The organism is Nesterenkonia aethiopica, from assembly GCF_039534665.1.
GTDB classification, from domain to species: Bacteria; Actinomycetota; Actinomycetes; order Actinomycetales; family Micrococcaceae; genus Nesterenkonia; species Nesterenkonia aethiopica.
In genome coordinates this window covers 152,541-175,329 of the sequence record NZ_BAAAVT010000005.1, presented here as the reverse complement: position 1 = coordinate 175,329, position 22,789 = coordinate 152,541, and the positions used below count along the sequence as shown (strand labels likewise).

The following is a 22,789-nucleotide window of genomic DNA, read 5'->3' as shown; positions in this document are numbered from 1 at the left end:
CCGTCAGACTCACCGCGCGCCCACCCGCAGCCGCGGCACCGCCAGCAGCCCGGAGGCGACGTCGGCGAGCGCCAGCTCCAGGGCCTGCATGCCGAAGCGGCGGCCGTGATGTTCCCGGGCGGTCTCCACCATGCGGGTCAGGGCGTCGTCGGCGGCCAGTCGGTGGCTGGTGACATTGGCGACCTCCACGGTGAGCTCATGGGTGTTCCCGGGGGTGGTCAGTCCGGTGAGGTCCACCCGGTACGGGGTCCGCCAGACCACGCCGGCCTCGCGCCCGTCCACCCGGACCACCGCCACCACGCCCACCGGCGGCGTCACCTCGGCCCGGAAGGAGGCCTCCATGAGTCCGCTGGAGGCAGGGTCGGCCAACTTGTGCGGCTCGGCGGCGCCGAAGTCGAGGATCACCTGCCGGGCCTCGTCGTCCACCCGGAGGGTGGTCGTGTACTCGGCGGTGCCGGAGTACAGCTCCCGCCCGGGCACCTGCTCCCACTGATGCGGCAGCGAGACGGGACGCGGCTCCGGCTCGTCCGGAAAGCGCACCTGCCAGTCGGTGAGCTCGACGGCGGCCTCGTCCCCGGCCGCCGAGGTGCCGCTCGGGTTCACCTGGTCACCCTCCTGAGGCTCGCCGTCGTGCTGGATCAGCACGGCGGCCTCATAGGCCTCCAGGCGCAGCGACAGGGCCGCGCCGTCGTGGCCTGACGGCAGGTCATGGACGCTGAGCACCTCACCGGTCTCCGCATCCCAACGCTCCACCGTGGACCCGGCGGGGTCCCGCCCGGGGTCCTGTCGGAAGGACAGCGTCACCTCGGCAGGCGCGGAGCCGGTGTTCGCCACGAAGTGCACCCGCAGGGCCGATCGGCCCGCCCCCAGCTGCCGGGTGGTCACGGCGACGGTCTCGTTCGGCGCGCCGTCGGCTCCGGCCAGGCGCACCGGGCCGGACACCCACCGGGCCGCCTCAGCGCCCGAGTCCACGCTCACCCCGAGCCGCGCAGTGCCGCCGAGGTCCAGCACCGCCCCGCCGGCCTCCACCACGGCGGCCAGCCAGGCCCGCGTGGGCTCGGGGATGTCGCGGGCGGACGGAAGCACCACCACGGGGAACCGCCCCGGATCCAGGTGGGCGACGGCGTCGTCGTCGAACAGGTCGAAGTCCGCCCCGGCGGTGCGCAGCGCATGCGGCAGCTCGTCGCCGATGTGCTGCCGGGTCTCCTTGTATAGGTCGCGGCGGCCGGCGGCGGCGAATCCGGCATAGACGTCCCGGGCGGGCACGTAGATCCCGACGTCGGAGAGGCGGCGCCCCTGCCGCATCAGCCAGGACAGCCGGTGGACGGTGCCCCACAGGGCCGGAGCGGCGGCCCACCAGGTGTTGCGATCATCCAGAGCCCCGGAGGCGTAGAAGACCCGCCCCAGGCTCGCGTCCTCGGGCCGCGAAGAGTTCGGCCAGCCGTGGCCGATGAACTGGTTGATGCCCATCAGCAGGTGGTCCTGGGCCTCGGCCAGGATGTCCAGCGGGGTGGAACGGAAGGACGGCGAATGCGTCCAGGTCCAGGCCTCGGACGAGATGACCTGCTGGCCGTGGGTCTGCCCGGCGGAGCTGGCCCACCGGCAGGCGGTGACCACGTCCCAGCCCCAGCCCTCGCCCTCATAGCGGTCCGCGTACCGGTAGGAGCTCACCGTGGCGGCAGGCTCCCCATAGCCCTGGATCCGGAACGGCAGGCCCTTCTGCCGGGCCCAGTCGCCGATCACGCGGAAGAAGTTCTCCTCCAGCAGCTCGGTGAGCGTGCGGTGGTAGTCCGCGCGGAACGCGGCGCCCTCCTGCCCGGGCAGGGGCAGCTTCCACAGGTGAGGCACGACGTCGTAGCCGCGTCGGGCGGCGAACTCCTCCGCCAGCCGCGGCGTCCAGTCGGCGTCGTAGACCTCGAGGCTGTCGCAGAATACGGTGCCGATCCGCTCGACCCCGACGGCCTCGACCAGCGGCTCCGCGACGGCGTCGAGATGGGCGCGGGCAGCCTCGGCCGAGAGGTGGTCCAGCGCCCAGCCCTCGGCCCCGACGGCGGCACGTTTCAGCGCCTGCCGGGTCAGCCGGGACACTGCGATGAGTACCACCCGCGGCCCCCGGCCCTCCGGGATGAGCAGGTCCCCGCCGTCGGTCGCCAGCGGGGTGAAGCCCTCAGGCGTCTCGTGGGTGGTGCCCTCGCCGATGTAGCCGGCGATGAACTCGTCGCCGGGCCAGACGGCGGGGATCGGCAGCCGATGCGCGGCCATCGCGACCTCTTCGTGGGTCCAGCTGATCTTCCGGGCCGCCGTGGACTCGTCCACATGGGGCCCGCCGTAGGGCCAGCCGGAGCCCAGGGTGACGTCGAAGCGCAGGCCCCGCTGCTGTGCGGCCTCGGCCGCGAACCGCAGATCCGCCAGGAAGGTGCCCGAGAGGTAGCGGTCCGTCCCGGCGCTGAGCGGGTAGACCACGGCGACCTCGACCCCGCCCAGGCCGGCCTCGCGCATCCTGTCCAGGTCCCGTACCAGGTCGTCCCGGACGACGTCGGGACCGAACCACCACCAGCGCATCATGGGGCGGGCGGCGGGGTCGGGGGCACGGAAGCCTTCCAGCAGCTCCGCCCGAGCGACCTGGGCCCCTGCGGGAACCTCTGCGGGAGTCTGGGCGGGGGTCTCAGCGCGAGTCTGGGCGGGGGAAGCGGCCGGCGTCATGGAGTGCCTCTCAACGGTGTCGGATGGGTGGTCGTGCTGGAGGGGACGACCTCGCACCAGGCCGTCCCCTCCATGAGACCCCGCGGGGCCTCCGCCGCCGGGCGGATCACAGGGACCCGGCGGCGCGTCTTATGCCGGGCTGGCCCGGCGTCGGCCGTCCTCAGCCGATGGTGGACTCGAACTCGGCGTGCATGGCCTCGGCCGCCTCGGCAGGGGTCATGCGCTCGAAGAACACCTCGGCCTCATAGCGGTGGATGATGTCGGCCAGCTGCCCGAAGCCGGTGGCGGGCACCGGCACCGGCTCGCCGAGCTCGTCCTCGATGGTGTCCATGAACTCCGTGGCGGCCGTATTGGCCTCGTCCATGCTGTTCATCAGCTGCGGCCTGATCTCCGTGTTGGCGGAGAGACCGCGGTCGGTCATGTTGATCTCCGCCGACCGCAGGTCGTTGACGAAGAAGTCCAGGAATTCCACGACCTCCTCCGGATGCTCGGTGGTCGCCGAGGCGGAGACCATGCCGGTGTTGTACCACTGCTGGGCGTCGGCCACGTCTCCGCTGGGGCTGGGCAGGCGCAGGAGCTCGAGCTCCTCCCCGCCCGCATCGCGCAGGGCACCGAGCAGATTGGTCCAGCTGAACGCCATCGCCGCGCCGCCGGTGGCCTCCAGCGACTGGTCCTGCGGGGCCGTGAGCTCCTCCACCATGATCTCCGCCGGCGGGTAGGCCCCGGAACGGCGCAGCTCGTCGGTGAAGCGCAGATACTCCTCGAGGTGCTCGACCTCCACTCCGAGCTGACCGTCGGCGTCGGTGAGCTGCACGCCCTGCTGGCGCACCCAGGCCTGCAGAGACTGCGGCTCGGCGGGCCCGGAGGCGCCGTAGACGTCGTCGAGCTCCGCGCTGATCTGCTCCGCGATCTGCGCGAAGTCATCCCAGGTCCAGGTGGAGTCGTCGGGCATCTCGACGCCGGCCTCCTCGAAGAGCCGCGGATTGGCCACCACGGCCACCGCGTTCACTCCGGAGGCGAGCCCGTAGTACTCGCCGTCGACCGTGCCGGACTCGATGATCTCCTCCGGCATTGCGCTCAGGTCCACCGCCGAGAGGTCCAGCAGAGCACCGCGCTCCCCGTATTCACGCAGATAGGGGGCGTCCATCTGGAAGATGTCGGGCGCCTGGCCTCCGGCGGCCTGGGTGGCCAGCTGGTCCCAGAACCCGTCCCAGTCGTTGTATTCGATGACCACCTCGATGTGCGGGTGGTCCTCCTCGAAGATCTCGATGATCGCCTCGGTGTTCTGCACCCGAGTGTCCGAGCCCCAGAAGGCGAAGCGGAGCGTGACGTCCTCGTCCGCCGCTGCGGCGTCCCCGTCGCCCGCACCGCCGGCGCCGCAGCCCGTGAGGGCCACGACGGCGGCGAGTGCGGCGCCGGTCAGGCGTGCGGTGCGGATGCCCATCACTCGAGGATGCGGTTCGCGGCGTCGACGAAGGACTCCGCGGCCTCATCGGCATCCATGCGGCCGAAGAAGACGTCCTGGCTGCGCAGGGAGAGCTCGTCGGAGATGCCGGTGAATCCGACGGGCGGCATGGGCTCGGCCGAGGTGATCTCGTCCCCGAGCGCGTCCACCAGCTCGGCGACCACCAGGTCCTGCCCGTCCACCTCCTCGACCACGGCCTCGCGCACCTCGTCGTTGGACGGCAGTCCACGGTCCATCATGTTGTGCATACCCGCGTCCACCGAGTTGATGAAGTGGTCGATGAACAGCTGCGCCTCTTCGGGGTGGTCGGTCCCTGCGGTGGCGCCCAGCAGCATGGTGTTCTTGAACCAGAGGCCGTTGTCCTCGGCCTGACCGGTGGGGCTGGGGAACCGCAGCGGGATCAGGTCCACTCCGGCCGCCTCGGTCAGGGCGGGCAGCTGGTTGGTCCAGGACATGCCCATCGCGGCGCGGTGGGTGGCGATCAGGGAGTCCTCCATGACGGCGGACTCCTCCTCGGCCATCTCCGAGGCGCTCGGCAGGCCGCCTTCGTCGATGAGCTCCTCGAGGAAGGTGAAGTACTCCTCGATGTCCTCGGCCTCCGCCCCGAGCTGGCCCTCCTCGGTGAACAGCCCCTTGTCCTGCTGGCGCAGCCAGACCATGAGCGTCTGGGCGATGGGGTTGTTGGTGCCGTAGGCGCCGGTCTCCTCCTGGATGGTCGAGGAGATGTCGATGAAGTCGTCCCAGGTCCAGGTGGTGTCATCGGGAATCTCCACGCCGGCCTCCTCGAAGAGCTCCGGGTTGGCCATCATGACCAGGGCGTTGACGCCGGTGGGGATGGCGTACTGGACACCGTCGGACTGGCCGCCCTCCACGATCGTGGGGTCGATGCCGGAGGTGTCGACGTCGGTCAGCTCCAGCAGGGCGCCGCGGTCGGCGTACTCGCGGATGAACTCGTCGTCGAGCTGCACGACGTCGGGAGCGTCGCCCGAGGCGACCTGGGTGGCCAGGGTGTCCTGATAGCCGGTCCAGTCGTTGAACTCACCGTCGATGGTGATGTGCGGGTGCTCTTCGGTGAAGTCGTCGATGATCGCCTGGGTGTTGGCGTGCCGGTGGTCGGATCCCCACCAGGCCACGCGGAGGTGGACCTCTTCGTCCCCTCCGGCGTCGCCTCCGCCGTCTCCGCCGCCGCAGGCTGTGAGCGCCACGGCCCCGACGGCGGCCGCCGCGGTCAGCGTGACCAGCTTCGTGTGCTTCATGCGTGTCCCCTCGTGTATGCGGTGATGGGGCTCCGATCCCGAAGTGTAACGATTCAATCTCGCGCCCCGCCCCTGTGCGATCAGGTTGCTCATCAGGCTATGTGTGACACACAGCACAGTCAATGAATCGATTCATATTCGGCGATGCCCGTCGCGCATCGTCCGATGCACCGACACGCCCCACCCAGATCGCTGAGCCCCGACCACCTGCCTGGGGATCGAGAATCTGGGTGGGGCGTGGGCAGCGCCGACAGCGTCGCTCAGCCGCGCACCGGATGCTCCCCGGCGCCATGACCCTTGCCGTTGTTGTTGCCCGGCCCGCGCGGCGGCGTGCGGTCGCCGTCGCCCGCGCCGCCGTCACCCGAGCCGCTGCCGACCTCCGGCATCAGCTCGATGACCGTGGGCTCTTCGATGGCGCCGATGCGCGCGCCGGTGCCCTCGGGGGCGACGTCGGTCAGCTCCAGCAGACCGTGCATCTGCACCGAACCGTCCTCACCGATCTCGGGGCGGACGCCGTCGACGTCCACGGACTCGAACCAGTCCTCGGTCACCTCCGCCGGGCGGGAGTCGTCTTCACCGGCCCGCTGCCCGTCGAAGTAGTTGCTCGGGTCCTGCAGCAGCGAGGTGTCCTCCTGGTCCAGCTGCAGCGAGTCCTCGCGGCTGCCCCGCCAGGACAGCGCACCGGTGATCTCATAGGCCGTCTCCGGCGCGTTGGTGTGCAGCTGGATGCCGGACCCACCCATCTCCTCGGAGACCAACCCGTTGCCCACGGTGGTGACGTCCTGCAGGCGCACATCCGGGCCGGAGTTCGAGGTCACCCCGTGGGAGAGGTTGTTGTAGGCCACCGAGTTGCGCAGCAGGTGGTCCCCCGGCATGGACTCGCCGCCGAGCTTGAAGCCGTTGCCCTGGCGCAGGACGTCCAGACCCTGCTCCTCGAGCCAGCCGTTGTTGTAGGCCACTGAGTCCTCGATGGTCACGGTGCCGATCGACCCGGTGGTCGACTTCGCATAGAGGTCATAGCCGTCGTCGATGTTGTGATGCGAGATCGTGTGGCGGAAGACGTTGCCCTCCCCCACGGTGAGCTTGGCGGCGAAGCCGTCGGCGTCGTTGACGTTGGGGTCCGCGTTGTTGTGCGACTCCGAGGAGACCACCAGGTTGTGGGAGGGCCACATCTCGAACGGCTCGTTGCCGTTGCCGGAGATCTGCAGTCCGGTGTCCCCGTTGTGGTGGGTCTCGATCCGTTCGATCACGTTGTGGTGACCCTGGATGAGCAGCGGCTTCTGATAGCCGCGCGAGCGGGTGATCTCCAGGTCATGGATGTGCCAGTGGTCGCCCCGCAGCACCAGGCCGCCGCTGGAGGACTCCGAGAGGTCCAGGGTGGCCCGGCCCTCGGGGGACGACATCAGCGTGATGGGCTCTTCGGAGGTGCCGTCGCGGCCCCGCTCGACGACGATCGCCTCCTGCAGCCGATACGCGCCCTCGGCCAGCACGATCTGCTGACCCGGCTGGGCGTAGGCGACGGCGGTGGGCAGGTCCAGCGGGTCCGCCTGGGTGCCGTCACCGTCGGCGTCGCCGTTCGGGGCCACGTGGAGGGACTCTCCCGGGTCGCCGTAGCGGGCCACATGGAAGCTCAGCTCCAGCTCCACCGGATCGGTGGAGGCCAGCTCCTCCCAGTCCTCGTAGTGCAGCTGCTCCTCGTGTGGGGTCAGCCGGGCGGTGAAGGAGTTGTCCCCGGGCTCCAGTCCGGCGAGCTCCACCAGCTCGCGTTGGCCGGGCTCGAGGTCCACCGTCTCGGTGGCCTCCTCGCCGTCCTCGTCGAGGATGACGGCCTCGCCGTAGGCGTCGGCGAGCAGCGGCACCTCGATCTCAGCATGCGGGGTGGTGCTGGTGATGTCTGTGGACAGGGTCGGTGTCACCTGCTCGGTGGGACGCTCCAGCGGATCCTCGTCGTCGTCCGGGTGGATGGTGGTGAAGCTCCAGTCGGTGACGGCGGTGCGGATGTTGCGCGCGGTGAACAGCCCGACGTAGTAGCGCTCCTCGTCCTGGACCAGGAGCATGTCCGGGTCGTAGCTGACGGACTCGAGTTCCTCGCCGTCGCGGTGCCACATGGCGTGGAACCCGGTGTTGGACTTCCGCAGGCTCAGCTCGTAGACGTCCCCGGCCTCGAACCGGGGCGGGTTGGTGTTGTCCCCCTCCACGAGGCCGTCCTTGTGGTGCCAGTCGAAGGCCCGGGAATCGGTCATGTCCCGGTCCGGAGAGTTCTGCGTGGGGGCCTCCGTATAGCCGTGGACGACCTTCCCGCCGGGGGTGCCGTAGCGGGTGCCGGTCTCGCCGTCGAGGCTGGTGTGGTACTTCGCGACCTGCGTCCCGGCGGAGTTGAAGTACCGGGCGGCGCCGGAGTTCGGAATGAAGTCGTCGACGGCGATCAGCCCGAACCCGGACTGGTTGTCCTTGCCGGAGGCGTCCTCGACCTCGAAGGTCGCCTCCAGGGTGAAGTTCTCCGTCTCCGGGTCGACCTCGGTGTAGTGGTACCAGAAGCCGTCCTCGGAGTCGGCGATCTTGCCGCTGTTGCCGACGGCGTCGAAGGTGAGTGTGCCGTCGTCGTGGGTGATGACCTCGCCGCCGGAGCCCACTCCGGCGTGGGCGGTGTGCCAGCGGTCGGCGTCTTCGGGGCCGGTGGCACTCTCCGTGGCAGCAGTGGCGCTGGTGATGGTGGTGGCCAGCAGGGCCGAGGCGGTGAGCAGCGCCAGCGGTGCGCGGTCTCGGATGCGGCGGCGTGGGGAATCCATGGATCTCCTCAGGGAGTGGGCGGTGAGACCCCCTGACCCTATGTGTGAGGTGAGTCACTGCTCAATGCTGAGGAGAGTGTTTTCCGGTGCCGATGCGGCATGCGGCGATACAGCGCGGGAATGGCACCCGCGCGCGCCCCGACCAGATTCTCGAGCCCCTCGCATCTGCGTGGGGATCAGAGATCTGGACGGGGCGGGCGCGGCAGAGCGGGACAGGTGCAGCGGGGCGCGCGGGACAGGTGCAGCGGGGCGCGCGGGACAGGGTGACAGAGGCGCGCAGCCCGCTACCGGATCTCGGACTCCATCTCGGAGACCATCGCCTCGGCGGCGTCGGCCGGAGACATGCGGTCGAAGAGCACCTCGTCCTGGTACCGGTAGAGGATCTGCTGGAACGCGGACCCGCCCATGGCCGGCACAGGCTCGGAAGGACCGAGCTCGCCCTCGATCTCGTCGATGTATTCGGCCATGACCAGCTGGGCGCCGTCCAGCTCCTCGGTGACCACCTGGCGGATCTCGTTGTTCGGCGGGATGCCACGCTCGGCCATGTCGATCAGCGCGGCCTCCTCCGAGTTGACGAAGAAGTCGATGAACTGCTGGACCTCCTCCGGGTGATCGGTGGTCGCGCTGCCGGAGAGGAACATCGAGGACTTGTACCAGGGCATGGCATCCGCGGCACTGCCGGTGTGGCTGGGGAACCGCAGCAGCTCCAGCTGGGTGCCCGCCGATTCGGAGAGCGCCACCGACTGGTTGGACCACCAGGCGCACATCGCGAGCTGGCCGGCGGCGGTCAGCGACTGGTCCGGACCCACTCCCTGCTCCTCCGCGAGCGCGGAGGCCGACGGCGTGGCTCCGGCCTCCAGCAGCTCGACGAGGTACTCGAAGTAGCTCTCGGCGTCCTCCACGGTGAAGCCGAGCTGCCCGTCCTCGTCGCTGAGGTGTCCGCCCTGCTGGCGGACCCAGGTCTGGAATCCGCCGGTCTCGCCGAAGCGGCCGGCACCCCAGGCGCCGTCGAGGTTCTCGCTCAGCTCGACGGCGATGTCCCGGTAGTCCTCCCAGGTCCAGGTGGTGTCGTCCGGCATGTCCACTCCGGCCTCGTCGAAGAGGTCGGGGTTCGCCAGGATGGTGAACGCGTTGATGCCGATGGTCACCCCGTACAGCCCGCCCTCGGTGCGACCGTTGTCCACGACGGTCTCGTCCATCTGCGAGGTGTCCACCTGGTCCAGGTCGAGCAGCGAGCCGCGGTCCGCGTACTCGCGCAGGTACAGCTCGTCCATCTGGATGATGTCCGGAGCGTCGGCGGCGGCGGTCTGCGTGGCCAGCTGGTCCCAGTAGCCGTCCCAGTCGCCGAAGTCTCCGTTGATGGTGATGTGCGGATGCTCCGCTTCGAAGGCGTCGATGATCTCCTGGGTGTTCTGGTGGCGCGCATCCGAGCCCCACCAGACGAAGCGGAGGGTGACGTCGCCGTCGTCTCCCCCTGGTCCTCCGCAGCCGGCGAGCACCAGGGTGGCGGCGGCGAGCCCGGCGGTCAGTGCCGCCGCGCGCCGGCGGCGACGCGGTGGCGTCGCGGTTCCCGGTCTGATGTCAGGCACGGGCGTGGAGCGTCGATGATCCATGGTGTCCCCCTGGGGTGTGATCGTTCACCTTGTCCTGCCAATCTAAGGTGACACAGATCACAGGTCAATGATCGTCCCCAGAGACAACCAACCCGTCAGAGACAGGCCGGGGCTCAGCGCAGCCGGGTGCTCTCCCGCAGCACAGGAGCACCCTCCACGACCATGCGCCGCTCCGCATCGCCGGGCGCCAGCGTCATCGACGCCGTCATCCGGCCGATCTCCTCCAGAGGGAGCCGGACCGTGGTGATCGAGGGGAACTGGTCGGCCAGCGTCGGAATGTCGTCGAAGCCGGCGAGCGCGACATCCTCGGGAACGCGCAGTCCCGCCTCGCGGATCGCCGCCAGGGCACCCAGCGCCATGACGTCGTTGACGCAGAACACGCACAGCGGCGCATCCTCTGGTACCCGCTCTTCCGCGGCCACCGCACCGGAACTGATCAGCTCGCCCATCATGAAGTAGCCGCCGTCGCGGGTGAAGGTGCCCGCCTTGACGATCTCGGGGGCGACGCCGGCGGCCTTGAGCTTGGCCATGAACCCGTCCGAGCGCTGCGCCGAGGTTGACAGCTCCGGCTCGCCGCTGAGCACGGCGAAGCGCCGATGCCCGAGCTTGAGCAGCTCGGAGGCCAGCGCGGCAGCCCCGGCCTCATTGTCGATCTGCACGCCGCCGGCGGCCGGGAAGGGCTGGCCGATCATGGAGACCTTCCCGCCGTTGTCCTGATAGGTCTCCAGGACCTTCTGCAGCAGGGCGTCGTCCTCCATCCCACGGGAGCCGGCCAGGAGTATCGCGTCGGTCCGATAGGACATGAAGGCGCGCACCGCCTCCACCTCCGCCGCAGCCTCGCGCTCCGTGGAGGCCAGCATGAGCTGGACGCCGGTCCCGGCCAGGCCGCGCTGCGCCCCGCGGGCGATCGAAGAGAAGTACGGATCGGCGATGTCATGGACGATCAGGCCCATGAGGCCGGCCGAGGACCGGGCAAGCGCTTGCGCCTGCGCATTGGGGAAATAGCCCAGCTCCTCGGCGGCCGCGCGCACACGGTCGGCGATCTCGGGCTTGGGCCGACGGGTGGATCCGTTGAGCACTCGGGAGGCCGTGGACTGGGACACCCCGGCGGCCTTGGCCACGTCGGCCAGACGGACAGCCATCTGAAGCTCCTGCCTGTGACAGTTGACACACTCTTTGGAGCGATACTACCTTGGAAAGCGCATTCCAACATCATCGCCCCGCCAGACCCCCTGCAAGGAGCCCCGATTCCATGACTGAGCCCCGCGTCCTCCGCATCGCCATGAACGGCATCACCGGCCGGATGGGCTACCGCCAGCACCTGCTGCGCTCCATCCTTCCCATCCGCGACCAGGGCGGCATCACGCTCGCCGACGGCTCCAAGGTCACCGTCGAGCCGATCCTCGTCGGTCGCAACGAGTCCAAGATCAAGGAGCTCGCCGCCAGGCACGACGTCGAGCACTGGACCACCGACCTCGACGGGGCCATCAACGACCCGTCAGTGGACATCGTCTTCGACGCCTCCATGACCTCCCTGCGCCCCGCCACGCTGTCCAAGGCGATCGCCGCCGGCAAGCACATCTTCACCGAGAAGCCCACCGCCGAGACCCTCGAGGAGGCCGTGGACCTGGCGCGCCAGGCCAAGACCGCCGGCATCACCGCCGGCGTCGTCCACGACAAGCTCTACCTGCCCGGCCTGGTGAAGCTGCGCCGCCTGGTGGACGAGGGCTTCTTCGGCCGCATCCTCTCCCTGCGTGGCGAGTTCGGGTACTGGGTCTTCGAGGGCGAGGTTCAGCCCGCCCAGCGCCCCTCCTGGAACTACCGTCTGGCCGACGGCGGCTCCATGACCACCGACATGTACTGCCACTGGAACTACGTGCTCGAAGGCATCATCGGCACGGTCAAGTCCGTCACGTCCAGGACCGCCACCCACATCCCCACGCGCTGGGACGAGAACGGCGAGTCCTACGACGCCGACGCCGACGATGCCGCCTACGGCATCTTCGACCTGGAGACCCCGCAGGGCGACCAGGTGGTGGGCCAGATCAACTCCTCCTGGGCGGTGCGCGTCTACCGCGACGAACTCGTGGAGTTCCAGATCGACGGCACCCACGGCTCCGCCGTCGCCGGCCTGAACAAGTGTGTGGCCCAGCAGCGCGCCCACACGCCGAAGCCGGTGTGGAACCCGGACCTCCCGGTCACCGAGTCCTTCCGCGACCAGTGGATGGAGGTCCCCGCCAACGCCGAGCTGGACAACGGCTTCAAGCTGCAGTGGGAGGAGTTCCTCGCCGACGTCGTCGCCGGCCGTGAGCACCGCTTCGGCCTGCTCTCCGCCGCCCGCGGCGTCCAGCTCGCCGAGCTCGGCCTGAAGTCCCACGCCGAGCGCCGCACCCTCGACATCCCGGAGATCACCCTGTGAGCACCACCAGCACCACCAGCGCTGCCAGCGCCCCCGCGCAGCAGACCACGCCCCTGCCCACGCTGACGCTGCCGTCGCTCGACGGCAGCACCGTGGAGTACACCATGACCGGCCAGGCCGACCCCTCCCTGGGGCCGTTCACCCGCCCGGAGAAGCCCCTGACCTCCCGGAAGGTCTACGCCGCCGCCCATGTGGTGCCGGTGATGTCCGCGGACAACGTCCCCGGCGCGCCGGCCCAGCTGGACTGGGAGGCCACCCTGGCCTACCGGCACGAGCTGTGGTCCTACGGGCTCGGCGTCGCCGACGCCATGGACACCGCCCAGCGCGGCATGGGCCTGGACTATGAGGCCACCAAGGAGCTCATCCGTCGTTCGGCGGCGGAGGCCGCGGCGGTCGTCGAGGCCGGCACCTACCCGGCGCTGGCCGGCCGCACCGTGCGCGACCTCGTCGCCTGCGGCGCCGGCACCGACCAGGTGGACCCAGCTTCCGTGGGGCCGGACGAGGCCGGGATCCAGACCGTGCTCTCCGCCTACCTGGAGCAGCTGGAGGTCGTGGAGACCTCTGGGGCGAAGGTGATCCTCATGGCCTCCCGCGCCCTGGCCAAGGTCGCCTCCGGGGCCCAGGACTACCTGGACGTCTACACCCGCCTGCTGACCACCGCCCAGGAGCCGGTGGTGCTGCACTGGCTCGGCCCCATGTTCGACCCGGCGCTGGCCGGCTACTGGGGAACCGACGACGTCGCCGAGGCCACCGAGACCTTCCTGGCCCTGATCCGGCAGAACCCGGAGAAGGTCGACGGCGTGAAGGTCTCCCTGCTGGACGCCGAGCACGAGAAGCGCCTGCGCGCCGCTCTGCCGGAGGGCGTGCGGCTCTACACCGGCGACGACTTCAACTACCCGGAGCTCATCGACGGCGACGACACGGCGTACTCGGATGCGCTGCTGGGCATCTTCGCCGCCATCTACCCGGCGGCGTCCACGGCTCTGCAGGCCTACGACGCCGGCGATGCGGCCCGCGGGCGCGCCATCCTCGACTCCACCCGGGAGCTGGGGAAGCACATCTTCAGCGCCCCGACGTTCTACTACAAGTCGGGCATCGCCTTCCTGTCCTGGCTCAACGGACACCAGTCCGGCTTCCAGCTGGTCGGCGGACTGCACGCGGGACGCTCGCTGCCGCACCTGGCGCACACCTTCGTCCTGGCCGACCAGGCCGGGCTGCTCCCCGACCCGCAGCTGGCCGCCGAGCGCATGGCCAGCCTGCTGAAGACCGGAGGCCTCGCATGAGCTTCGAGCTATCGCTGAACACGGGCACCACCCCGCAGCTGTCCCTGCAGGAGGCCGTCGACGCCGTCGCCGCCGCCGGGCTCTCCCACATCGGCCCCTGGCGTCACCTGCTGGAGCAGGCTGGCGGGGCGGAGAAGGCCGCGCAGATCATCTCCGGCGCCGGACTGAGCGCCACCACGCTGTGCCGCGGCGGATTCCTCACCCCGGCCGACGCCGCAGGGCGGGCCGCCGCGCTGGAGTCCAACCGGGCGGCGATCCGTGAGGCGGCCGCCATCGGCACCGGTGAGCTGATCATGGTGGTCGGCGGGCTCCCCTCCGCCGCGCACCTGCTGGGCGGGGAGGGCGACCGCGCGGACAAGTCGATCGTGGACGCCCGCGCCCGCGTGGCCGACGGCATCGCCGAGCTGGTGCCCTACGCCGCCGAGCACGGCGTGCGGCTGGTGCTGGAGCCGCTGCACCCGATGTATGCGGCGGACCGTGCGGTGCTCTCCACGCTGGGAGAGGCGCTGGACCTGGCGGCCCCGCATCCGGCGGAGACGGTCGGCGTCGTCGTCGACACGTTCCATGTGTGGTGGGACCCCCAGCTGCAGGAGCAGATCGCCCGCGCCGGCCGCGAGGGTCGTCTCGCCAGCTACCAGGTGTGCGACTTCAACCTGCCGATTGCCGCCGACGCCCTGAAGTCCCGCGGGATGATGGGCGACGGCCATGTGGACTTCCCCACGATCTCCCGGTGGGTGGCCGAGGCGGGCTATACGGGACCGGTCGAGGTGGAGATCTTCAACGAGGAGATCAATGCCCAGGACGCCGCCGTGACGCTGGAGACGATGAAGACGCGCTACGCCGACCTGGTGGAGCCGTTCCTGACGGCCGCGTCCGCGCACACCCCGTCCGCCGCCGTCTGACCATCCCCACCCATCGAGTGGCCACGAACCACGGGATCTCCCGGCTGACACGCCGTGTCGGGGAAGCAGATGCCGGGATTCGTGGCCACTCGATGCGCCAGTCACTCCGAGGAGAGCCATGACCGCTGAAGGATCCGCCCCGACGTCGGTGCTGCTGGTCGGCCTGGACGGCTTCGGCCGCCAGCATCTGCTGAACCTGCAGCGCCTGGCCGCATCGGGCAAGGCTCGGCTCATCGCCGGCGCCAGCTACAGCGACCCCGGCCCAGAGGTCCGCGGGGACATCCCGGTGCACCCCACGCTCACCGAGGCGCGCGAGGCCGGGCACCGCCCCGACGTCGTCATCGTCTCCACGCCGATCAACACGCACCGGGACCTCGCACTGGAGGCGCTCGAGATGGGCGCCGACGTGCTGCTGGAGAAGCCGCCGACGGCGACCTTCGCCCAGTATGAAGAGCTGCTGGACGCCGCCGATCGGCTCGGCCGGCGCATCCAGGTGGGCTTCCAGTCGCTGGGGTCCCATGCGCTGCCTGCGCTGGAGGAGCTGCTGGCCGCCCCCGACGCCCCGGGTGCCATCGGACAGCTGCGCGCGGTCGGAGCCACCGGGCTGTGGCTGCGCCGGGAGGCCTACTACGCCCGCGCTCCCTGGGCGGGCCGACGGGTGCTCGACGGCGTCCAGGTGGTCGACGGAGTCATCACCAACCCGTTGGCCCACGCAGTGCGCACCGCCCTGCACATCGCCGGCGCCCGGGACGCCGACGACGTCGCCCAGTTGGGCACCGAGCTGCTGCACGCCCACCGCATCGAGGCCGACGACACGTCCACCGTCTCGCTGCGCACCACCGAGGGAATCCCCGTGACCGCGGCGCTGACGCTCTGCGCGCCGGAGGACCACCGGCCGCCGTGGGTGACGATCTACGGCACAGAAGGCCACGCGGTGCTCTACTACACCGAAGACCGGCTGGAGATCACGCCCAACCGGGAGGCGCCGTTCAACGCCGGGGATGCCGGCGAGCCGCGAACGCTGGAGTTCGAGCGCAGCAACCTGCTGGAGAACCTGATCGACGTGCGCACCGGGGAGGCCGAGAGGCTGCTCTCCCCGCTGCGCGAGTCCGGGGCGTTCATGCGCGTGCTGGAGGAGGTCCGCACTGCGGAGGATCCGGCACAGATCGGCGAGGAGCATGTGGAGCAGGTGGATTCCGGCCCCGAGCGGCACCCGGTGATCCCGCATATCGAGGACTATGCCGCCCGCGCGGTGAAGGCCCCCTCCACGTTCTCCTCGCTGGGGGCACCCTGGGCGGCCCCCGCCGCCACGAGCGGTTCCCTGGCGCTTCCCGGCGCCGACGCGGATGAGGCGCAGACCGTGGCAGAGCTGCGCACCGGCGACGACATCTCCCCCACCGACTCCCCACGGCCCTTCCTGGACCGGGTGCGCACGCGCGGCGGAGTGCTGGTCTCCGATCAGCAGCCGCTGGACCACACCTGGCACCTGGGCGTCGGCGTCGCACTGCAGGATGTGGACGGCACCAATTTCTGGGGCGGGCGCACCTACACCCGGGAGGACGGCCGGTACATCTGGCGCGACGACCACGGCCGGATCGTCATCCGTGCGCAGCAGCTCGACGACGACGCGCACAGCCAGCGGCTGGCCCAGCAGCTGGAATGGATCGACCGCACCGGTGCCACACTGCTGCGGGAGGACCGGGAGGTCACGGTGACCGGCCGCGACGAACGGTCCTGGGTGCTGGACTTCCGCTTCGCTCTCGCACCGGCCGTGGACCGGGGGGTCTCACTGGGCAGCCCCGGTTCCAACGGGCGCGCAGGCGGCGGCTACGGCGGCTTCTTCTGGCGGCTTCCCGCCCTGCGGGAGGCCGAGATCTTCACCGCGCAGGCCTCCGGGGAGGAGGATGTCCACGGCAGCGTCAGCGACTGGCTGGCGATCAGTGGGCGCTTCGACGCCGCGCAGGTCGCCCCCCATCTGGGGGCCGGGGAGGCCACACTGGTGCTGGCCTCCGCCGACGAGGACCCCTGGTTCGTGCGATACTCCGGCTATCCCGGAGTCGGCAGGTCGCTGGCCTGGGACGCCCCCGTGGTGGCTCGCCCGGGCGAGCCGGTGGCGCGCCGAGTGCGCGCCGCCGTCGTCGACGGCCTGATGGACCGGGAGGCGGCCGCGGCCCTGGGCGCGGAGCTGAGCACCGCACCCAGCCCCACCACCCGATGACTCCGGAGCTGTGGTCGGATCTGCAGGACTTACGCGAAGTTTAGTGACCACGGCTCCGGAGGCAACGCTGACCACCCACCACGAGGAGGAGCATGACCCCCGAGCAGGAGTTCCACGCCAAGCACACACGGCTGACCGGAGTGCTGGAGGAGGTGGGCGCCGACGCCGTCGTGCTGGACACCGAAGGAGCGATCTCCTGGCTGCTGGCCGGGGCGCGGGTGCACATCAGCCTCGCCGGAGCCCCGATCCTGCGGGCCGTGGTGCACGGCGACGGCGTCTCGGTGGGGGTGTTCACCAATGAGCTCGCCCGCATCCGTGACGAGGAGCTGGCGCCGCTGGCCGCGCTGCTCGACGCCGGCACCGTGAGCCTGCACGAGCTGCCGTGGCACGCCGATGTGGACGACGTCGTCGGCTGGCTGCCGCAGGCCGCCGGCTGGACGCTGGTCCGGGAGGCGGGGGCGGCCCAGCAGCTCCGAGCGGTGAGAGCCTCGCTGCTGGACGTCGAGGTGGAGCGCTACCGGGCGCTGTGCCGGTCCTCCGCAGAGGCACTGACCGACGTGCTCTCCGAGGTCACCCCGGAGACCACCGAGCGGCAGCTGGCCGCCGCCCTGGCGCCGCGGATCATCGCCGCCGGCGCCGACCCGGTGGTGCTGCTGGTCAACGGTGAGTCCCGAGCGGCCCACCGCCACCCGCTGCCCACCGATGCGCCGCTGGGCCGCCGCGCCATGGCGGTGGTGTGCGCGCGCCGTCAGGGGCTGATCGCCGACGTGACCCGTTGGGTGGACTTCGGGGGCGCCGTCGCCGGGGAGGACGACCTGGATGCGCGGATCCTCGGCGTGGAGGCCGACGTGTTCGCCGCGCTGCGCCCCGGAGCCCGTCTGGAGTCGGTGCTGGAGACGCTGCAGGAGTCCTATGTGCGGCATGGGTTCCCCGCCGACGAGTGGACGAAGCATCATCAGGGCGGGGCCGCCGGATACCAGGGCCGGGATCCTCGCGTGGCGCCCGGAGTGCCGGACCTGATCCGGGAGAACCAGCCGTTCGCGTGGAACCCCACCGGTTGGAGCGCGGAGCTCGGCCTGGGCGCGAAGGTGGAGGACACCGTGGTGCTGCGCGCCGCCGGCGGCGGGGCCGCGGGACACGACAGCGGGCTCTGGATCGATGTGCTCAGCGTGGACGAGCGCTGGCCGACGGTGGAGGTCGCCGGGCTGGCACGGCCGGCCGTGCTGCGGCGATGACGCCTCAGTCGGCGTGCGCGCCGAGGCGTTCCAGGATGTGCGAGTGGATCTCCTGCACGGTCGTCAGGAGAGCATCGACGTCGCCGGGCCGCTCTGAGAGCGCCGTGTAGTTCACCCACAGCTGGCCGTGGTCCGCGGTCACATTGATCTCGGTGCCTTCGTCCGTGGACCCCGTCGCGACGCCGAGGAGCCCGTCCAGCTCCAGGTGCCGGGCGTAAGGATCCTCCTGGGCGTGGTTGATCACGGGCCAGCAGTCCACGGAGCGCTGATGCCAGGCCTCGTCGAGGTCACCGCCGACGACGGCCGGATACCCCTCCAGCGTGACCTCGATGACCTCCCCGTCCTCGCCCCGGTAGGTCTCCCAGACCCAGGAGTTCCCAGTCGCATCCGCGGCGTCGGAGGCTTCGAGGGCGTCGATCGCGTCAAGGATCGCCTGGCGGTGCTCGGCCATGGAGGCGGTGCACAGCGCCTCCTGCACGGGGTCGGCGTCGTCCGGAATGGAGGCCTCCCAATCATCGAGGACCTCATCCCCGGCGATCTGACTGCGCCAGTCCTCCCAGGTCCAGCCGGGGTCGTCCTCGGAGGCGTTCGGCTCCTCCAGGGTGTAGCCGTCCGGGACGTCCCGGCCCGAGGGGACCAGCGTCTCCAACGTCTCGACGTCCAGCAGGGCATCCACCGTCGGAGCGCCGGCGTCCGTCTCGGCCCCGACGCCCGTCTCACCGGCGTCAGGATCATGCTCGTCAGGGTCGGACAACGTGATACATCCGGTGAGGAGCAGAGGAAGCACGGTCACCACGGCAGCCGCTCCCCGGAGGCTCATGCCCCCGTCGCCCTCAGGCCTGTCCGACCCTGTGTTCGGTGTGACACCCATGGGAGGACCTTAGCAACTGCCCTCTCCTGGAGACCTCTCGGCCGGCACCACATGGGCGCCGTCGAAGTTCCGGATCCGCGCGCTCCCCTGCGGCCGCGCCATGACCTCCAGCAGCAGGTCCGCGGAAGCGGTCCCGTAGGCCCGCGGCTCCAGCGCGACAGCGGTGATCCGTGGTTCACGCACTTCGTGGAGCTCGTCACCGGCTAAGGAGATCAGATCCACGTCCCGGCCGGGCTCGAGCCCGAGGCCCTGCAGGATGCTCTGAGACTGGGCCGCGTACCCCTGGGCGCAGCAGACGATCGCATCAGCGCCGTCGCTCACCACGGAGCCGATCAGGTCGGACAGCTCCGGGATACGCAGCTCCGGGGAGACCTCCACCACCCACGGCTCGACGTCATGCTCCTGACACCAGGCCTCATAGGCCGCGCGGGCCTCGAGCGCCCAGGAGGCGGGGAGCCCCTCGTCGATCCCGAGGAACACCGGGCGGCGTCGGCCGCGCGGAGGCAGCGTGGCCAGCGCCTCGCGCTGCAGCTCCTCATGACGCGCCCGGATCATGCCGGCCACCTGCTCCGCGCCAGCTCCGCGGTGACGGCCGACCGTGACCACCGGGACCCGGGCCCTCAGCAGAGCGGCGAGCACCGGATCCTCGGGCGTCGGGTCGAGCACAAGCGCTCCGTCGAGGTGGAAGCCACGCTCCTCGCCGCGGCCACGGTGCAGCAGACTGAGATCGAGGTCAGCCTCGCCGACGACGTCGCTGACGCCGAAGGTGAACTGCATGTAGAAGTCGAGCTCTCGCGAGCCGGCGGGCAGGTGGATGCCCACGGCCCCCGCTCGCTTCTGCCGCAGCGCACGCGCGGCCCGGTTGACCACGTATCCGGCCTCCTCAGCGGCGTCCCGCACCCGAGCCACCGTGGCCGGCGAGACCCGTCCGGTGCCGTTCAACGCATCCGACACTGTGGTCTTGGACAGGCCGAGCTGATGCGCGATCGCGACGATGGTGGCCTTGGGCTCCAGCATGGTCTCCATCGTAGAGGGACGGGGCGGTGGACCGTGGGTTCGAGCCCTGGGGCTCTTCAGGCCTGCCGCAGCTCGAGGGTCACCGGCTCCTCGCCGAGCACCACGGTGCGGCACGGTGCGCCGTCGTCGTGCCGCCAGGTGCCGCCCCCGGAGACCTCCAGCGTCGGCATCGTCCAGGCCGCCTGGGACCCGGGACGGCGGCGCAGCGTGGCCCGGGCGCAGCCGTGCGCCCAAGTGAGCTGGTCGATGATGACCCCGCTGTGCCCGCAGAGGCCCGTGACAGAGCCTTCAGCCCACCGACTCGGCAGGGCAGGAAGCAGCGTCACCCGCCCCGGCCGGCTGGTCAGCAGCATGGCCGACACGACGGCGGGGAACCCGCCGGAGGCGTCGGCATTGAGGATGGATCCGGGGTCATGGGTGGACATCATGCTGGGACGCCAGTAGTTGCCGGCGAGGGCGCGCACCACCCGCAGGGCGAGGTCAGCGTCACCGAGTCGGGCGGCCACCACGCCGAGTTCGCACAGGCCGAAGGCCATCTCCATGCTCTCCGGCGGGCCCGACTCCCGGTGGGCGAGCCGCTGCCGCACCGTGGCCAGGGCCGCAGCCCGCATCTCCTCAGTGGCGAAGGCCTCGTCGCCCTCGGTTCCGAAGGGATACAGGTGAGAGGTGTGCCGGTGGTGCGGCTCATCCGGAAAGCCGGGGTGCGCCCACTCGGCGAGAGCACCCTCGGAGGTCAGCCGCGGCGCCGGGAGGCTGTCCCGCAGCCGGGCCCAGCCCGCGGCGTGCGACTCGTCCCCCATCAGCCGGCCGATCCGCGTGGCCACGACGGCGGCATCGCGGATCGCGGCGATGTCGGAGGTGGCGTCCACGGCCAGCGGGTTCGCCGCCCCGCGCGGGGTGTTCTCCGGCGAATAGCTGGGCACGAGGTGGGCGACGCCGTCATGGTGATGGACGGCCGTCTCGCAGCAGCGCATGACCTCCTGGGCGAAGGACCACAGCCACGGCAGCAGTCCGGTGTCGCCGGTGGCGGAGAACAGGTCCCATCCCTGCCGCAGCACCCAGGGCCCGCCGCCGAGCCAGAACAGATGAGGGAAGTCCAGGGAGAAGTGGCTGGCGTGTCCGTGGGTGCTCAGCCGGGCGGGGAGCAGCACTCCCTCGGCCCCGTAGATCCGGCGTGCGTTCTCGCGGAAATCCGGAAGGTGCCGGGAGATCAGGCGCAGCAGGCTCAGGCGCAGCTCCGGCATGCCGGTGGAGATCATCGAGGCGGTGGCGCCCAGGGTGACGTTGCCGTTGAGCGTGTAGTCCCCGGACCAGGCCGGCGTCCAGGTGCCCTGCCACAGGCCGGTCAGGTTCGGCGGCAGCACTCCGGTGGAGGAGATGATGGTGTGCCGGGAGGCGGCGTAGATGAGCTCCACGAGCGCGTCCTCTGCCGCCGAGTCGCCCGCCCGAGCCTCAGCCAGCAGCTCGTCGGTGGGCAGCTGGTGCCACCGACCCTGGGCGCGGGTCAGCCCTCCGAGGCTGAACCGGCTGCGACCGGCGAGAACCTCACGCGGCGGGAGGCTCTGCCGTGCGGCGGAGGCGGCCAGGCTCGGGTCAGGAGCCGGGGCGCCGTCGACCCCTACGTGCACGTGGAGCACGGTCTCCGTGCCGGACAGCAGGCTCAGCGGAGCCAGGACGACGCCGTTCTTCGCCTGCTCCGCGCCGCTCAGCGGGCCCACGGTGGTCTCGGCGGTCTCCTCCCCAGTGGCCGACTCATCGGCGCTGACGCACAGCCGCGCCCGGTCGCCCTCCAGGCGCGCGACGGCCCGGACTCGGGCCAGGTTCCCCTCGGTCGCGACCCCCTCAGCGCCGGAGGAGAGCCGCAGCTGCAGTTCGCAGGACTGCTCGGAGCTGAAGGCGAGGGTGAGGCTCTGCTCCCCGTGGTCCGGCCGGATCTGCAGGGCCTGAAGCCCCCTCACGGCGTCCTGCCAGCTGATCACGGCGACACCGGTGTGCAGGTCCACATGACGCCGTCGGCTGCCCGGCACGGGGTCCGCGGCCGGATCGGTGATCACCAGACGCGCGGCCGGGACGAACGGATCGGTCCAGATCAGAGTGCCGTCCGGGCTGTGCTCGGCGGCCGCTGCGGCGAGCAGCCCGCCGGCGGCCTCCACGTCGCCCGCCAACAGTGTCCGCCGCAGGGCGGGCAGTCGGTCCCGCAGGTCCGGAGCCGGGCCTCGGGGGTTCACGGGGAGGAAGAACTCCTCATGCGTGAGGTCCACGCGGTGCTCGGTCGGCTCCCCATGCAGCAGGGCCCCCACACGACCGGTCCCCACAGGGATGCCGTGCTCCCAGCTCTCTGCCTCGGAGGCGCTGGTGAACGCGCGAGGTGACGGCATTCCGGCTCCTCCCGGCTGACGGCGGCTGATGACTGGGCGGCGGGGCTCTCAGACACGGACCCCGACCGCGTCCATCCTCACCTGCGGCGCCGTCGGCTTCAAGGGGCGGCGTCAGGCAGAGTGAAGCAGCACACCCCACTCCCGCCAGCTGGCATCCTCGATTAGGCTGAACACGTCACATCTCTGAGCCCCTGAAGGAGCGCACCATGTCAGGTCCGATCATCGTCGGCGTCGACGGAAGCCCCACGGCCCGCAAGGCCGCGGAGAAGGCCCGTGAACTCGCCACCAGGCTGAACGCCCCGCTGCACGTCGTCTCGGCCTACGCCGACGACCGCACCGAGGTCGTCAACAGCGGGTCGGACCAGTGGGTCGTCTCAGACGCCGACAACGCCCGCTACATCGCCGAGAAGGTCTCCGAGTCGCTCAAGGCCCCGGGCGTGGAGATCCTGCCCCGCTCCGTGCACGGCAAGCCGGCCGACGCCCTGATCAGCTATGCGGAGAAGATCGACGCCGACGTCATCGTCGTCGGCAACCAGCGCATGCGCGGAGTGCGTCGCGTGCTCGGCAGCGTGGCCAACTCGGTCTCCCACAACGCCACCTGCGACGTCTACATCGCCAACACCTACGCGGACTGACTCCC

The 22,789-nt window shown here is 70.8% G+C and carries 15 protein-coding genes; 6 read left to right on the top strand and 9 right to left on the bottom strand.

The window, feature by feature from the left end:
* Window positions 1-9: 9 nt before the first annotated feature.
* The 6 genes from ABD658_RS05125 to ABD658_RS05100 all read right to left on the bottom strand — a co-directional run bounded on the left by ABD658_RS05125 (window position 10) and on the right by ABD658_RS05100 (window position 10,968).
* A complete protein-coding gene (locus ABD658_RS05125; protein ID WP_344684753.1) occupies window positions 10-2,703 on the bottom strand; it encodes a glycosyl hydrolase in 2,694 nt (897 codons plus the stop codon).
* 160 nt (window positions 2,704-2,863) lie between these two features.
* Complete coding sequence (locus tag ABD658_RS05120) at window positions 2,864-4,147, bottom strand: ABC transporter substrate-binding protein (RefSeq protein WP_344684750.1); 1,284 nt, start codon at window positions 4,145-4,147, stop codon at window positions 2,864-2,866.
* Window positions 4,147-5,424: an ABC transporter substrate-binding protein gene (locus ABD658_RS05115; RefSeq protein ID WP_344684748.1), complete on the bottom strand. Its 1,278-nt coding sequence runs from the start codon at window positions 5,422-5,424 to the stop codon at window positions 4,147-4,149. Before ABD658_RS05115 ends, ABD658_RS05120 begins: the two co-directional genes overlap by 1 nt.
* 260 nt (window positions 5,425-5,684) lie before the next feature.
* A complete protein-coding gene (locus ABD658_RS05110) occupies window positions 5,685-8,213 on the bottom strand; it encodes a right-handed parallel beta-helix repeat-containing protein (RefSeq protein WP_344684746.1) in 2,529 nt (842 codons plus the stop codon).
* Between the two features lie 284 nt (window positions 8,214-8,497).
* Entirely contained in the window at window positions 8,498-9,802 is a 1,305-nt protein-coding gene (locus ABD658_RS05105; RefSeq protein WP_344684744.1) for an ABC transporter substrate-binding protein, read from the bottom strand.
* 137 nt (window positions 9,803-9,939) lie between these two features.
* Window positions 9,940-10,968 (bottom strand): LacI family DNA-binding transcriptional regulator, encoded by a 1,029-nt coding sequence (locus tag ABD658_RS05100; RefSeq protein WP_344684742.1) that lies wholly within the window; start codon window positions 10,966-10,968, stop codon window positions 9,940-9,942.
* A gap of 110 nt (window positions 10,969-11,078) precedes the next feature.
* Here ABD658_RS05100 and ABD658_RS05095 point away from each other — a divergent pair, with 110 nt between their 5' ends.
* The 5 genes from ABD658_RS05095 (at window position 11,079) to ABD658_RS05075 (ending at window position 17,883) form a co-directional block, all read left to right on the top strand.
* A complete protein-coding gene (locus ABD658_RS05095; RefSeq protein ID WP_344684740.1) occupies window positions 11,079-12,245 on the top strand; it encodes a Gfo/Idh/MocA family protein in 1,167 nt (388 codons plus the stop codon).
* Between the two features lie 53 nt (window positions 12,246-12,298).
* Window positions 12,299-13,528: a dihydrodipicolinate synthase family protein gene (locus ABD658_RS05090; RefSeq protein ID WP_344684883.1), complete on the top strand. Its 1,230-nt coding sequence runs from the start codon at window positions 12,299-12,301 to the stop codon at window positions 13,526-13,528.
* A complete protein-coding gene (locus ABD658_RS05085) occupies window positions 13,525-14,430 on the top strand; it encodes a sugar phosphate isomerase/epimerase family protein (RefSeq protein WP_344684738.1) in 906 nt (301 codons plus the stop codon). Before ABD658_RS05090 ends, ABD658_RS05085 begins: the two co-directional genes overlap by 4 nt.
* 118 nt (window positions 14,431-14,548) lie before the next feature.
* A complete protein-coding gene (locus ABD658_RS05080; RefSeq protein ID WP_344684736.1) occupies window positions 14,549-16,648 on the top strand; it encodes a DUF6807 family protein in 2,100 nt (699 codons plus the stop codon).
* Between the two features lie 92 nt (window positions 16,649-16,740).
* On the top strand, window positions 16,741-17,883 hold the full coding sequence (locus ABD658_RS05075) for a M24 family metallopeptidase (protein ID WP_344684734.1): 1,143 nt from the start codon (window positions 16,741-16,743) through the stop codon (window positions 17,881-17,883).
* Window positions 17,884-17,887: 4 nt separating this feature from the next.
* Here ABD658_RS05075 and ABD658_RS05070 read toward each other — a convergent pair whose 3' ends face one another.
* From ABD658_RS05070 to ABD658_RS05060, 3 genes are all read right to left on the bottom strand, one after another.
* Window positions 17,888-18,676 carry a hypothetical protein gene (locus ABD658_RS05070; RefSeq protein ID WP_344684732.1) on the bottom strand — a complete coding sequence of 263 codons (789 nt, stop codon included), beginning with the start codon at window positions 18,674-18,676 and terminating at the stop codon, window positions 17,888-17,890.
* A gap of 87 nt (window positions 18,677-18,763) precedes the next feature.
* Window positions 18,764-19,771, bottom strand: coding sequence for a LacI family DNA-binding transcriptional regulator (locus tag ABD658_RS05065; RefSeq protein ID WP_344684730.1), 1,008 nt, complete (start codon window positions 19,769-19,771; stop codon window positions 18,764-18,766).
* Between the two features lie 56 nt (window positions 19,772-19,827).
* Entirely contained in the window at window positions 19,828-22,149 is a 2,322-nt protein-coding gene (locus ABD658_RS05060; RefSeq protein WP_344684728.1) for a glycosyl hydrolase family 95 catalytic domain-containing protein, read from the bottom strand.
* Window positions 22,150-22,355: 206 nt separating this feature from the next.
* Between ABD658_RS05060 and ABD658_RS05055 the strand changes: the two genes are divergently transcribed.
* Window positions 22,356-22,784: a universal stress protein gene (locus tag ABD658_RS05055; protein WP_344684726.1), complete on the top strand. Its 429-nt coding sequence runs from the start codon at window positions 22,356-22,358 to the stop codon at window positions 22,782-22,784.
* The last annotated feature ends 5 nt before the right edge of the window (window positions 22,785-22,789 follow it).

What these genes read in the sequence shown, in the direction of transcription:
- ABD658_RS05125 (WP_344684753.1), bottom strand. Translation starts at nt 2,703, where the DNA reads ATGACGCCGGCCGCTTCCCCCGCCCAGACTCGCGCTGAGACCCCCGCC.
- ABD658_RS05120 (WP_344684750.1), bottom strand. Translation starts at nt 4,147, where the DNA reads ATGGGCATCCGCACCGCACGCCTGACCGGCGCCGCACTCGCCGCCGTC.
- ABD658_RS05115 (WP_344684748.1), bottom strand. Translation starts at nt 5,424, where the DNA reads ATGAAGCACACGAAGCTGGTCACGCTGACCGCGGCGGCCGCCGTCGGG.
- ABD658_RS05110 (WP_344684746.1), bottom strand. Translation starts at nt 8,213, where the DNA reads ATGGATTCCCCACGCCGCCGCATCCGAGACCGCGCACCGCTGGCGCTG.
- ABD658_RS05100 (WP_344684742.1), bottom strand. Translation starts at nt 10,968, where the DNA reads ATGGCTGTCCGTCTGGCCGACGTGGCCAAGGCCGCCGGGGTGTCCCAG.
- ABD658_RS05095 (WP_344684740.1), top strand. Translation starts at nt 11,079, where the DNA reads ATGACTGAGCCCCGCGTCCTCCGCATCGCCATGAACGGCATCACCGGC.
- ABD658_RS05085 (WP_344684738.1), top strand. Translation starts at nt 13,525, where the DNA reads ATGAGCTTCGAGCTATCGCTGAACACGGGCACCACCCCGCAGCTGTCC.
- ABD658_RS05080 (WP_344684736.1), top strand. Translation starts at nt 14,549, where the DNA reads ATGACCGCTGAAGGATCCGCCCCGACGTCGGTGCTGCTGGTCGGCCTG.
- ABD658_RS05075 (WP_344684734.1), top strand. Translation starts at nt 16,741, where the DNA reads ATGACCCCCGAGCAGGAGTTCCACGCCAAGCACACACGGCTGACCGGA.
- ABD658_RS05065 (WP_344684730.1), bottom strand. Translation starts at nt 19,771, where the DNA reads ATGCTGGAGCCCAAGGCCACCATCGTCGCGATCGCGCATCAGCTCGGC.
- ABD658_RS05060 (WP_344684728.1), bottom strand. Translation starts at nt 22,149, where the DNA reads ATGCCGTCACCTCGCGCGTTCACCAGCGCCTCCGAGGCAGAGAGCTGG.
- ABD658_RS05055 (WP_344684726.1), top strand. Translation starts at nt 22,356, where the DNA reads ATGTCAGGTCCGATCATCGTCGGCGTCGACGGAAGCCCCACGGCCCGC.